Raw genomic sequence first — 12,800 nt, forward strand, 5'->3', positions numbered from 1 at the left:
GCGCCCCCGCCCGGCGCCCGCGGGGGGGGGGGGGCCCCCGCCCCCGGGCCCCCCCCCCGCCCCTCCTCGTCGGTGCCGAGGTGCTCCTACTGGCCGAAGCCGTAGGAGAACAGGTGGTCGGTGCCGGTCGAACCGGTCACCGGCAGCGTGACCGACGCCACCTGCTTGGACGGGTCCAGCGGGACCTTCGTGGCGAAGACATAGGTCTTCACGCCGTCCCGGCCCCCGCTTCCGGTGTTCCGGTAGGCGGTGGTGACGGCTGTGGTGTCACCCGGCAGCGGCTTGCTCGGCCCGCCGTTGAGCGTCCAGTCCGAGAAGCCGACCGTCGCCTGCGAGGTGGTGCCGTCGGTGTAGGTGACGGTCAGCGTGCCCGAGACCCCGCTGCCGTCGGTCGGCGCGTTGACCGCCGCGCCCAGCAGCCCCAGCGACGCGCCCGAGGTGCCGGCCGGCATGGGGATGGTCTGGCCGGCCATCTCCAGGTTGTCGGGCTGCCCGGACTCAGCCGTCGGCCAGGTGTAGGAGACGCCGTCGACCGTGAGGGTGGAGCCGCTGGTGACACCGGCCGCCGACAGCGCGTTCTGCGAGAAGGCCCAGCCGCCGCCGTCGAAGCCGCCCGAGTAGCTGCTGCCGTCGGGGTAGATGCCCTCGTTGGTGTCGTACGGCCACAGCGCACCGGCCTTGGCCACGGCGACCCGCAGGGCCGCCCCGGACAGTGCCGCACCGGTGTCGTGGTCGGTCAGGGCGAAGGTGACCGGGAACGTGCCCTCTTCCGGGCCCGTCGTCACGTGGACCTTCGCCTCGGCGCTGCCCGAGGCGGACACGGTCAGCGAGCCGGACGCGGTGTCCAGGGTGACGCCGGCGGGCGCCGTCGCCTTCCAGTCGACCGTGACGGCCTTGCCGCCGAGGTTGGTCAGGTCGAGGGTGCCGTCATCGCTCGTGCCCGGCTGGAGGACCAGACCGTTGCTGGGACCGGTCGCCGCCAGTACCCGGCCGCCGCCCGTGGTGTCCGACGGCGGCACCGCCGACGGGCCGGACGCCCAGGAGGTGTCGGGCTCGGTACCGAGCGTGAAGTCCATGGTGCCCGCGCCCTTGAACTGCTGGTACGTCAGCCAGGAGGCGTTCCATGCCTTGCCCTTGACGTCGAGGGACTGCACGTACGGCGCGTCGGTCGCGGCCTGCGGGGCGTTGATCCGCACCGTCTTCCCGCCGACGGTCACCTGGGCCACCGGGAACACCGGGCTGCCGAGCACCAGGGTGTCCGCGCCCGGGGTCTCCGGGTACAGGCCCAGCTCGGACCAGACGTACCAGGAACTCATGGCGCCGAGGTCGTCGTTGCCGAACGAGCCGACCGGGGCGTTGAAGTACAGGTTCTGCTGGGCGTCACGGACGGCCGCCTGGGTCTTCCACGGCTCGCCGGTGTAGTCGTACTCCCAGGGGATCTCCACGCTGGGCTCGTTGCTCAGGTCGGCGTCGGTGTTGCCCGGCCGGGTGATGTCGTCGAGCAGGCTGTCCAGGTAGGACGAGTACGCCTTGGTGCCGCCGCGTGCCTGGATGAGCTGCTTCAGGTTGAAGGGGACCATGGGGGTGTACTGGGCGGAGGTGCCCTCCACGAAGCCGTTGGAGGTGCCGGGGGTGAAACCGCCCGCGAACTGGCCGTCCTTGTTCTTGGCCTGGAGGTAACCGGTCTGCGGGTTGAAGACGTTCATCCAGTCCTGGGCGCGGGTGGCGAACTTCTCGTAGACCGACGTCCTGCCGAGCGACTTGGCGAAGGCGGCGAGGGCGTAGTCGGCGGAGTCGTACTCCAGCTGGGTGGAGACCGGGCCGTAGAAGTTGCAGCAGCCGTAGCTCCCGTCCAGCGGGAGGTAGCCCTTCGCGTCCCGCACCGACTCGCCGGGGCGGTCGTTGTTCGGGACGGTGGCCTCGTGCTGGAGGGCCGCGAGGGCCTTGTCCGTATCGAAGTCGGTGGCGCCGAAGGCGTACGCGTCGGCGATGATGCCGGCGGCCGGGTCACCGACCATCACGTAGCTCTCGCCGTTGTTCGAGGCCCACTTGGGCAGCAGGCCGGTCTGGTCGTAGCCGTTGAGCATCGAGGTGACGACGTCGCCGGCGACCTTGGGCTCGACCATCGCCATCAGCTGGGTCTGGGAACGGTAGGTGTCCCAGCCCGAGTAGGTGGCGTACTGGGCCTTCTGCCCCTTGGCCAGCTTGTGGACCTGGTTGTCCATGCCCATGTACTGGCCGTTGACGTCGGAGAAGACGTTCGGGTGCAGCAGGGCGTGGTAGAGCGCGGTGTAGAACTGCGTCTGCTGGTCGGTGGATCCGCCGCCGACCTGGATGTTCTTCAGCACCGTGTTCCAGGCGTCGTGGTTGGCCCGCTCGACGGCGCCGACGTTCCAGTTCCCGATCTCGGCACTGAGGTTGGCCGCCGCGTTCGCGTCACTCGTGTACGAGACACCGACCTTTGCCGTCACCTTGGGGTTCGACGACGTGTCGAAGGTCAGGTACATGCCGTTCGCGCCGGTCGTGGGAGGCTGGGCGGCCTTGGCGGCAGTCGACAACCGGGATGCGGCACTGGCGCTCGGCGCGAGGGAGGCCGCGCCGGAGGACTTGGCACCGCCCCCGTGGATCGTCGGGGCCGGCTTCGCCGGGACGGTGAAGTGCTTCTCCTTCAGCGGTGCCGACTCGGAGGCCTGCGGGGTCCGGCTGACCTTGCCGGCCTTCAGCGACGTGGCGTCGGGGGTGATCGTGGAGCCGACCCAGGTGCCGCTCGCGGTGAACGGCCGGTCGAACTTGATGTCGAAGTGCAGCGTGTACCGGTTGCTCGCGCCGCAGAAGTGACCGCTGTCGACCGCGCCGCTGATCTCCTTGCTGTTCACCACCTGGACGCGGGTTCCGTCCACCTGGGTGGCGCCCCCGCTGAGCTTGAACAGCAGGTTCGCCTGCTGGTCCGACGGGAAGGTGAAGGTGCCCAGCCCGGCGCGGGTAGTGTCGGTCAGTTCGGTCTTGACCCCGTTGGCATCGGTGACCCGGTAGTACCCGATGCCGGCCTGTTCGCCGGCGTGGCCGAAGCCGACGGAGGTGCCGCCGAGGTCGCCGGAGAGCGCACCGGTCACCGGCAGGACGGGCAGGTCGCCCGCGACGGGGCAGCCGGGCCCGGAGACATGGGTGAGGCTGAAGCCGGAGATCTTGCTGTCGGCGTACTCGTAGCCGCCGCCGTCCGGGCGGTGGGGCGTGGTGTCGGGGCCCCACTGCACCATGCCGGCCGGCATGTCGGGGCCGGGGAAGGTGTCCACCGCACCGGAGGTGCCGATGAGGGGGTTGACGAGGGACGCGGGGTCCTTCACCAGGGGCGGCGTCGCGTTGCCCGCGGCCTGGGCGCTTCCGACCGCCTGAAGCGGCAGCGCTGCCATGCCCAGGACACACACCGCGACGAGGCGTCGGCGGAATCTTGCTCGGTCGGCTGGTGCAGCTGGACGTCGGGGTCTCACCATCGGTTGCCTCCGCAGCAGTTCGTGCTTCGCACATCAGGTGTCGGCGCGCCGAAAAACACCGGAATGCCGGCGACAGGCAACGGTTCGGGTCGCTCCCACGGCCTGACAACGTTGCCATGCACGAGTGTCGAGTGAAACGCCTGTGCTTGTGGCGTGTCAACGAGGCCAACAAGACTTTCTGAGTGCGAAGTTCACGGGCGGAGACGTGGCGGACCCGGCGGCCGCGGCCCCGACCGGCCCGTCAGCGCGGGTCCGCGCCGTCGCGGACGCGAGCCCGCCTGCGGCGCGGCAGGGACCGGGAGCCGCGCCTAACCGTGCGATTCCTTGCGGGAGTTACGGCCTCTCAGCAAAGGCTCCTCGCCCGGCGGGGGCGAGCCTCGGCCGGGGCGGCGGCAGCGCCTCCGGAGCGTCGGGCGGGCCGGCCGAACACCAGGTCAAGGTCGGTGCGCCGAGGGCGAGGGGGAAAGGGAAGGTGCCCTTTCCCCCTCGTCCTCACGCCTCGTCGCGCAACTGGGCCGCCAGGGAGGTCAGCGGCTCGGTCTCCTCTGTCCGGCCCAGAGCGGTGAGGCGGGAGACCGCCGCGTCGAGGCGGGTGAGGGCGGGCGCGGGGCGCTCCAGGTAGAGGCCCTCCACGACGGACGCGAGGCGGACGCACTCGGCCCACTCGCCGGCGCGGTCGTCGTCGGGTCCCGGTTCGCCCAGCAGGGTGAGGGCCCTGTCCAGCGCGGCCAGGGCGGTCTCGTACTCACCGGCGTAGGCGTTGACCCGCCCGTGTTCGTAGGCGAGGGCACTGTCCAGGGAGCGGTCCCGGGCCTCGTACTCCGCGGCCCGGGCCTCGTCGGCGACCCTGCCCGCGTCGGCGAGGAGGGCGAGGGCGTCGGCCAGCCCCTCGGCACCCTGCCGCTGGGCCTGGAGACGGGCGATCTCGCGCAGTCTGCCGCTGAGCTGCTCGTAGCGCGGGGCCAGGGCGTGGGCGGCGAGGGCCTGGTCAGCGGCCTCGCGGGCCCGGCCGAACTCGCCCGACTCGGCGAGGAGTACGGCGGTCTCCGCGGCGATCGCGGCGTGGCTCGCGGGGTCGTCGTCCCAGCCGGCCGACTCGGCCGCGAGGGCGGCGAACTCCGCCGTGGCGGCCTTGAGGTCCTCCCCCGCGTGCAGCGCGCGGGCCCGGTACAGGCGCAGCTGGGCGACGAGACGGTCGTCCACCTCGCCGGCGGCGACGTCCGGTTCGCCCAGGAGGGAGTCGAGCAGCGCGATGCAGTCCTCGACGCGGCCGAGTTCCAGGCTGAGCTGGGCCACGTTGCTGTAGGTGCAGAACGCCTCCGTCCGGCTGCCGTGGCGCAGTTCCAGCTCCGCGGAGCGCGTCAGGTGCCGCAGCGCCTCGTCGGACCGGCCCAGGCGCATGCAGGCCTGGGCCAGGTCACCGTGCAGGCGTGCCGTGTCGGTGGAGTCGGACGGCCAGTCGGCGGCCAGCCGCAGGCCCTCGGTCAGGTCCGCGTGCGCGGACTGCGCGTCCCTGAGGCCGAGCCGGAGCCGCCCGCGCAGGCCGAGCGTGCGGGGCAGGTGCCAGGCGGGTCCGTCCGCCGTCAGCCGGTCGAGGAGGGCGTCGACCTCGGTGACCGCGGCGGGCAGGTCGCCGGTGAGGGCGCACGTGGTGGCCCGCAGCAGACGGGCGCCGGAGACCTGTCCGGCGATCTCGTGCCGGGTGGCGAAGGCGAGCAGCAGGTCCACCTCGGCGAGGACCGGCGCGATGTGCTCCTCGTCCCTCGTCGTCTGCAGCCGCAGGCCGAGCGCGCTCGCCCGCAGCCGCAGCACACGGGCCTCCTGGTACGGGGCGAAGCCGGTCGTCTCCTCGTGCAGCCGGACCAGGGCCTCGTGAGCGGCGGTCAGCGCGGCGGCCTTCGCCTCGGGTCCGTCGCCGCCCTCCGCGGGGATGTCCCCCGTGGGGAGCACGGCGCAGGCACGGGCGAGCGCCGCGTGACCCGGCGCTCCGGCCTCGTCGTACAGGCTCGCGGCCGCCTCCCACAGGGCGACCGCCTGGTCGAAATCGTCCTTCTGGCCCACCCGGCCCGCCTCGTCGGCCAGCAGGTCCGCACGCAGCTGTGCGAGCGGCCCCACGGCCGGATCGTCGGGGTGGGCGTAGCCGGGGGCGGTGACGAGCGTGCGCAGCCGCGCCCAGCAGACCACCGTGTCCGGATGCCCCTGCTCGTCCAACTCCCGCGCCCGGATGATGAGTTCGGGCAGCGACTCGGGGACGGTGGTGGTGGCCGGGCGGGCGGCGGGCGGGGCGGCCGGGGCCACGTCGTCGAGGCCGCGGGTGCGCAGGGTCAGTTCCAGCGCGTCCAGGAGGGGGGCGCGGTCGAGGCGGGCCCGACGGCGGTCGGCGTGGGCCGTGGTTCCGTTGCGGGCGTCGAAGCGGGCGGCGAGGTCGTCGGCCCGGCCGCGTACCTCGGCGCGCAGGCCGGCCACCGTCCAGCCGCGACCCGGGTATCCGGCGGCGGGCAGGTCGCCGTGGCCGAGGTGTTCGACGCGCTGGAGGAGGACCTCGACGCCGGTGAGGAAGGCGAGCAGGTCCAGCGGCGAGTCGACGTCGTCGAACAGGTTCCGGTTCTCCGCGAGGAGTTCCAGGCCGCGTGCCTCGTTGCCGGTCAGCGCACAGAACTCCAGGTGCCGGCCGACCTCGCCGGACATCGAGGGGTTGCGGCGGCAGGCGCGGTAGCCGGCGAGGTGCAGCTCGCGGGCCCGGTCGGCGCCGCCGGTGCGCAGCAGGGGAAGCAGCGCGTGGGAGACGGAGCGGGCGGGTTCCTCCTGGCAGGACTCCTTCCCGGCCAGGACGGGCTCCCAGGTGTGCAGCGCCCGCTCGTCGTCGCCCGCCGCGAGGTGGTGGCGGGCGCGCTCGCAGATCTCGCAGGCCTCGCAGTCGCTGAGCTGGGTACGGGCCCGTCCCGCCCACAGCTCGTAGGCCAGGTCGGTGTCCTCGCCGACGTGGGCGGCGAGGTGGTACGCCTGTCCGTAGTAGGGCTGGAGTCCGAGATCGGCCTTCTCGTACCGGTCGCGCATCTCGGTCAGCCACTGGCGGAGGCTGGCCAGGGGTATCTCGGGCAGGGCGAGCAGGGCGACGGCGACCCACTTGAACCGCCAGAACAGCGTGTGCCGCAGCCGCTCGTCGAAGACGTCGGGCTGCTCGTCGAAGAGGGTGAGCACGCGGGCGAAGACGACGGGCGACTTCCTGGGTTCGGAGCCGTAGTTGTACGCCTTCTGGAGGGCGAGGAGCGCGTGGACCAGCGGGCGGGGCTCCGCGAACTGCTCGGCGGCGTCCACCAGTTCCTCGGCCGTGACGGTGCGGGTACGGCCGTAGGGGCGCCGGTCGTTCTCCTGGAGCGCCCGGTACAGCTCGTCCGTGTTCTGGGGATGGGGTGCGGTCGGCATCGTCAGCTGTCCTTGCGGAGGGCGTGGGCGAGGAGGTCGAGGAAGGAGCGGTTGATGAGGCTCGACTCGGCGGGCCTGAGCGGGCGCCGGGACAGCATCGCGGCCTGCCCGTACAGGGCTTCGGCGCTGGTGCGGGCCAGTTCGGGCTCGTCGATGGTGACGGCGGTGCGGACCAGCGGGTTGAGCTGGTTGAGGATCAGCTGGGCCCGCGGCGCCTCCTGACGCAGGTGGCCGAGGATGTCGCCCCACACCCCGCCCTGCTGTTCGCGGGCGAGCTGGGAGCGGGTGCGCTCGTGCCGGGCCTCGCGGCTGTCGAGGAGGAGGGCGGGGGCCGAGGCGGGCTGGAAGGTGCGCAGCGCGACGTCGCAGTCGAAGACGGCGAGGGCGTCACGGGCCTGGGCGAGGTAGGCCGCGGCTGCGAGCTCCGTCTCCCGGTCGACGGGGTCGAGGTGGGCGGTGAGCGTGGCCGGGTCGAGGTCGGCGACGCTGACCTCGGGCCTGATCTCCGGGAGCCGGTGGACCAGTTCACGGTCGTAGGTGTAGCCGCCGTTGACGACGCCGAGCCCGGCGGCCGAGGCGATCGCCGCGACCTGCCGGAACTCCTCGACGCTGGAGGTGACGAGCACGGTGCGGTGGGTGCGCGCGAACTCGTCGAGCGTGGCGTGCCCGGCGGTGGTCTCGAACGGCAGCCAGGGCAGCAGCATCCGCAGGATCTCGTCGTCGTGCACGGCGAGGGACTTCACGGCAAGGTGGTGGGCCTGGAGGAAGCGGCCGAGGAGGTCGGGGTCGCTGGCGGCGGTGCGGGCGATCCAGGCGCGCAGCCGTTCGGCGAGGGCGTCACGGACGGCGGCGAGGGTGTCGTCCTCGTACAGGGACTCCCGGGACGCGGTCGGGCGCAGGCTCTCGGCGTCGAGGACGCAGCGGACGAAGAACGCCCACTCGGGCAGGATCTCCTCGGCCTGCTCGGACAGCAGCATGCCCTTGACGTGCACGCGGTGGCCGTGACGGCGCCCGGCCGGTACCGCGTCGGGCAGCACGCACGCGATGCCCTTCAGGCCCACGGCCGGCAGGTCCAGCTCGATGGTGTCCAGCGGCGTGAACCCGAAGGTCTCCTCGCCGTAGGCGGCCAGCGCGCGGGCCCGTGCTCCCGGCGTGGGATAGGTACGCGCCCAGGGTGCGGGCTCGGGATTGACGGACGCGCCCCGGCCGCCGGTGCCGTCGTCGAAGGTCACCGGGTGGCGCAGCAGGGAGCCGAAGTGCCGGGCCAGCGCGTGCACCTGGGCCGGCCGGGTCCAGTCGCCCGTGTCGGCGCGGGGCGTCAGGGTGACGGTGGTGCCGGGCTGTGGGCGGGCGGAGGCGGGCAGGGTGCGGACGGAGTAGCTGCCGTCACCGCGGCCCCGCCATTCCACCGCGGGGGAGCCGGGGGTGCGGGCGGACCGGCTCAGCACGTGGATCTCGTCCGCGACCAGGAAGCAGGAGAGCAGGCCGATGCCGAACTGGCCGATGAAGTCGGCGCGCTGTTCGGCGATCTTCTCGGCACGCTTGCTGCTGCGGCCGATGGTCGCGAGGAAGGTGTGCACGTCGGCCTCGGTGAGGCCGACGCCGTCGTCCTCCACCCGGACCACCGAACCGTCGGCGTACAGGCGGATGCCGAACGCGTCGGCGGGGGCGCCCGGTTCGAGGCCGCGCCGCGCTGTCAGCGCGTCCACCGCGTTCTGCAGGAGTTCGCGCAGGTAGACGCGGGGGCTGGAGTAGAGGTGGTGGGAGAGGAGATCGACGAGGCCGCGCAGATCCACCTGGAAGGTGCGGTCGGCGCCGGCCGGGCTCGCGGGGGTGTGGGGCAGAGTCATCAAGGAGTCCGGGGTGGGGTGGTCGAAGGGTGGCGAGAGGGAGGTGTGCCGGGCGGTGCGAGAGGCACCAGTGACGGTGGCGGGCTCAGGCGTGGCGCCGGAAACGGGCGTACGCCTTCTCCGGCTGCGCCATGTAGGTCCAGGGCCACCGGGTGAAGGCACCGTCCAGCTCGTGGTAGACGCGCGGGGCCACCACGCTCTCGGAGGCCAGCGACAGGGCCATGGCGAAGATGTTGAAGTCCTCCTGCCAGCCCGGGCGCCGCTGGTAGCCGGGGTGGAGGATGCTGCGCTTGGCCGCGTTCCTCAACTCGCCCTGGATCTCGGGGGTGTCGAGGCACTCCTTGTCGTCGGACTCCACCCAGTCCTCGATATGGGCCATGGCGACCACACAGCCGAGCCGATGGCCGTCGGGGGCGTCGGCGAACGCCTTGCGCGCGAACTCCAGGGCCTCGCCCGGCTCACCGTGCCACCGCGGCTGAAGGTGCGACACCCACTCGATGTGGGTCTCCAGGTCCAGCGGGTCGCGGCGCAGCGCGGCGTCGAGCCGGGCCTCGTTGACGGCGGTCCCCAGCGACATGCCGCGGCCGGAGGTGAGCAGGCGGCGCCAGGGCGTGATCCACTCGGGCCGCAGCTCGGCGGCTTCGAGCAGGTGCTCCTCGGCGATGCGGAGCCGCTCGTAGAAGACGCGCCACTGGTCCCGCGAGACGTGCGAGGCCCGCGCGGAGGTGCGCGCCTCCCAGCCCCAGATGATGTGGCGCGAGCCGGATATCAGCAGGGCCGTCGCGCGGTGCTCCTTGTCCTCCTCGACGGCCCGGCCGATCCAGTCCTGCACTCCGTCCACGTCGGACAGTTCGCCCAGCACCTGGTGGTCGCGGCCGAGGTCGAAGCGGGCCGACGCCATCTTGACCGCGTCCCAGTCACCCGACTCCGCCGCCACCACCAGCGCCATCACCCGGGTGTCCCCGAGGGCCTGCAGCTTGTAGACCCCGTTCTGCTTGCGCGGCACGGGAAGGGTGTGCGGGTCCGCCGCCGGTCTCTCCCCGCCTCTGCCGAACAGCTTGCCGAACATGCCGCGCCCTCCCCAAGATCCGCGTGATCACCGGGTGCAGCATAAGCGGCACCACCGACAGCACTTCCACAGGGTTTCCACCGGTGGTTCACGCGCCCCTCGGAGGGCCCGCCGGTTGTTCGGCGGGCGCGAGGGTGGTCAGAGTGTCCGGCGGCGGTGGACGCTGACGGCGTAGCCGCCGCCGTCGTAGGGGGCGGCGTCCCAGGTGGCGAAGCGGTCGACGAGGGTGAGGCCGGCCGCGGCGCAGCAGTCGTCGTACTCGGGCAGGGTGATGCCGGGCGGCACGGGCAGATGGGCTTCGTCCAGGCCGAAGCCGGCGACCAGCAGACCGCCCGGACGCAGGGCCGCGGACAGGCGCTCGACCACCGCGGCCTCGGTGCCGGGCGCGAGCAACGGGAAGATGTTCCCCGCGGCGACCACGAGGTCGAAGTCCGCCGCGATGCCGAGCAGGCCGGCGTCGAATGCGGTCAGATCTCCTTGGAACCACGGCAGTCCGGGCGCCTGCTGCCGCGCCACCGCGAGCATCGACGCGTCGAGATCCACTCCGACGCAGTCGTACCCGAGCTCCGCGAGCCGGATCATGACCCGTCCGGTCCCGCACCCGGCGTCCAGTACCCGCGCTCCGGCGGGCACGAGCGCGGCACAGAACCGCGCCTCGCCGTGAACGTCCTTCCCGCTGCGGGCCACGGCCGCGAACCGTGCGGCGTAGTCCGCCCCGGACGTCCCCCCGGTCAGGTCCTGCCAACGGCTCATGCGGCCCACTATAGGTCGACCGTGTGCCGATCGAGGACGCGGCCGAATCGCCGGCGGGAAGCTCTGGTTCCGCGGCCGTGCACGTTCGCGTCAGGCCCCGAAGACCTGGAACTCCGAGACCTGTCCGGCCGGCCAGCCGTTGTTGGCGGTGATGGTGAGGCGTACGTAGCGGGTGGTGACGGTGGCGGGGAGCGTGAGGGTCGCGGTGTTGCCGGTCGCCGGGTCGAAGGTGTAGCCCGCCGAGGCGAGCAGCTGGGTGAAGGTGCCGCCGTCGGTGCTGCCCTGGACGGACAGGGTCTGGGTACGGGTGGCCCAGGCGGTTGCCGGGGGAAGCTTGAGGACGATCCGTCTGATGCCCGTGGCGGCGCCCAGATCGACCTGGATCCACTGCGGGAAGGCGTTGTTGGCGGACTCCCAGTAGGTGTTGGTGTCGCCGTCGGTCGCCTTGCCCGAGGCGTATATCTGGGTGTGGCTGCTCTCCGAGGTGGGGCGGTGCAGGGCGAGGTTGGTGGTGCCGGAAGGGGGGTCGGTGGTGACGGTGACCTGGTTGGAGGGCTGGGACACGTTTCCCGCCGCGTCGAGGGCGACGACGTCGAAGGTGTACGCGGTGGACGCGCCGAGTCCGGTGACGGTGAACGAGGTGGCGCCGGTGGTGCCGACCTGTGTGCTGGTCGAGCCGGAGACCTGAAGGACGCGGTAGCCGGTCACGCCGACGTTGTCGGTCGCCGTGTTCCAGGCCAGCGCGACGGAGGTGCTGGTGTGCCCGGTGACGGTCAGGCCACCCGGCGCGGCGGGCGGTGTGGTGTCGCCGCCGGTGGGGAGGGTCGGCTGGGTGGGCCGGGTGGCGGTCAGCGCGATCTGGCCCTTGAGCATGCGGCCGCCGTCGCCGGTCAGGCGCAGGTAGTAGTCCGAGGAACAGGCGGTGCCGTCCTCGTCGAGGGCGAGGAATCCGGAGTCGGTGGGCACCCAGGCCTGGGTCTCGGCGGTCTTGGCGATCTGGTTGCCCTCGTTGTACTCGTCGAACATGGAGATGTAGATGCCCTGCACCCCGGCCCGCACCACGTTGTAGAACTGCCGCCACATGAAGTCGCCGTGCGCGCGCTGCCGGCCGGAGACGTCGCCGGGCAGCACGCAGGGCTGGTAGTCGATGCCGTTGGCGTTGCAGTCGGCCTGGTCGGGGACGGTGTAGGTGTTGTAGGCGTTGTCGGCCTCGGTCACGTTACCGATGGCGCCGACCATCCACGGCGAGATCATGTTGAAGGCGTGGTAGACGCCCAGGAAGCCGGGCTGCGAGCCCCCGGTACCCGTCCGCCATTCGCGCGGGACGCCACCGATGACGTAACACCCCTGGCTCTTGAACCAGTTGATGACGTCGAGGCAGGCGTCGGCGGTGAAGGGGTGGTTGGGGTCGTTGAAGCCGAAGCCCCAGATGCAGACGACCGGCTTGCCGTTCTGCTTCGCGTACGCCGAGGACGCGGTGTGTGCGGACATCTTGTTCGTCCAGTCCGTCTTGATCTCGGACTGCATGTTCGTCCAGTTGGAGACGTCGTACATGATGTAGAACTTCCGGCCGTACGACTCGGCGGCGCTGCGCACCTTGGTCGCCATGGCGTCGCGGGTGGGGCCCTCGCCGCCGGTGGGGTTGAAGCGTTGCAGGGCGGCGGTGTCGATGCCGTTCTGCTGCATCCACAGGAAGTGGGTGTTCACCGTCTGCTGGTCGTACGACGAGAACAGCGTGGCCGGCCGGCCGTTGCCGAGGCTCGCGTACGAGGTCTGATAGGTCTTGGTGAACTCACGCACGTCGGGCCAGCATTTGATGGCGGTGTTGGACGGGGAGGGCGACCGGCCCCAGTCCTGGCTCCAGTGCCACCAGCCGTTGATGGGGGCGCCGTCGCCGACGCAGGCGAACCAGCCCTGGTAGCCGACGCTGATCTTGCCGACCACGTCACCCGGCGCACTGGCCGCTGACGCGGTGGGGGCGAGCACGGTCCCGGTGGCTCCCACGGTTCCCACCGCGGTGGATGCGATCGCGGCCCTTAGGAAGACTCTGCGTGTGACACCCATCTGGACTCCTCTGGTCGAGTGGCCTTCGGCGGTCGGGGGGGGGGGGGGCGGCGGGGGCGCCCCCCCCCCCCCCCCCCCGGGGGGGGGGGGTGGGGGGGGGCCCCCCGCAGAAGAAAGAGGCCGGGCGGCCCGCGTCGGGGGGGGTTG

Annotated in this window: 6 protein-coding genes; all 6 read right to left on the reverse strand. The window is 72.3% G+C overall.

Annotated elements, in window-relative coordinates:
* Positions 1 to 86 precede the first annotated feature (86 nt).
* The 6 genes from ACWGJB_RS03020 to ACWGJB_RS03045 all read right to left on the reverse strand — a co-directional run bounded on the left by ACWGJB_RS03020 (position 87) and on the right by ACWGJB_RS03045 (position 12,653).
* Positions 87 to 3,410, reverse strand: coding sequence for a GH92 family glycosyl hydrolase (locus ACWGJB_RS03020; protein WP_453378509.1), 3,324 nt, complete (start codon positions 3,408 to 3,410; stop codon positions 87 to 89).
* Positions 3,411 to 3,983: 573 nt separating this feature from the next.
* Entirely contained in the window at positions 3,984 to 6,917 is a 2,934-nt protein-coding gene (locus ACWGJB_RS03025; RefSeq protein ID WP_453378510.1) for a hypothetical protein, read from the reverse strand.
* Positions 6,918 to 6,919: 2 nt separating this feature from the next.
* On the reverse strand, positions 6,920 to 8,767 hold the full coding sequence (locus ACWGJB_RS03030; RefSeq protein ID WP_453378511.1) for an HSP90 family protein: 1,848 nt from the start codon (positions 8,765 to 8,767) through the stop codon (positions 6,920 to 6,922).
* An 85-nt stretch (positions 8,768 to 8,852) separates the two neighbouring features.
* Positions 8,853 to 9,836, reverse strand: a complete 984-nt coding sequence (locus ACWGJB_RS03035) for a hypothetical protein (RefSeq protein ID WP_453378512.1) — start codon at positions 9,834 to 9,836, stop codon at positions 8,853 to 8,855.
* Between the two features lie 138 nt (positions 9,837 to 9,974).
* The gene (locus ACWGJB_RS03040; protein WP_453378513.1) at positions 9,975 to 10,589 is read right to left on the reverse strand and encodes a class I SAM-dependent methyltransferase; all 615 of its coding nucleotides are present in this window, start codon (positions 10,587 to 10,589) and stop codon (positions 9,975 to 9,977) included.
* 90 nt (positions 10,590 to 10,679) lie between these two features.
* Positions 10,680 to 12,653 carry a discoidin domain-containing protein gene (locus tag ACWGJB_RS03045; protein ID WP_453378514.1) on the reverse strand — a complete coding sequence of 658 codons (1,974 nt, stop codon included), beginning with the start codon at positions 12,651 to 12,653 and terminating at the stop codon, positions 10,680 to 10,682.
* Between the last annotated feature and the right edge of the window lie 147 nt (positions 12,654 to 12,800).

The organism is Streptomyces sp. NPDC054813, from assembly GCF_053611365.1.

Excerpts from the sequence above, each read along its gene's own strand:
- ACWGJB_RS03020 (WP_453378509.1), bottom strand. The coding sequence starts at position 3,410 with ATGGCAGCGCTGCCGCTTCAGGCGGTCGGAAGCGCCCAGGCCGCGGGC.
- ACWGJB_RS03025 (WP_453378510.1), bottom strand. The coding sequence starts at position 6,917 with ATGCCGACCGCACCCCATCCCCAGAACACGGACGAGCTGTACCGGGCG.
- ACWGJB_RS03030 (WP_453378511.1), bottom strand. The coding sequence starts at position 8,767 with ATGACTCTGCCCCACACCCCCGCGAGCCCGGCCGGCGCCGACCGCACC.
- ACWGJB_RS03035 (WP_453378512.1), bottom strand. The coding sequence starts at position 9,836 with ATGTTCGGCAAGCTGTTCGGCAGAGGCGGGGAGAGACCGGCGGCGGAC.
- ACWGJB_RS03040 (WP_453378513.1), bottom strand. The coding sequence starts at position 10,589 with ATGAGCCGTTGGCAGGACCTGACCGGGGGGACGTCCGGGGCGGACTAC.
- ACWGJB_RS03045 (WP_453378514.1), bottom strand. The coding sequence starts at position 12,653 with ATGGGTGTCACACGCAGAGTCTTCCTAAGGGCCGCGATCGCATCCACC.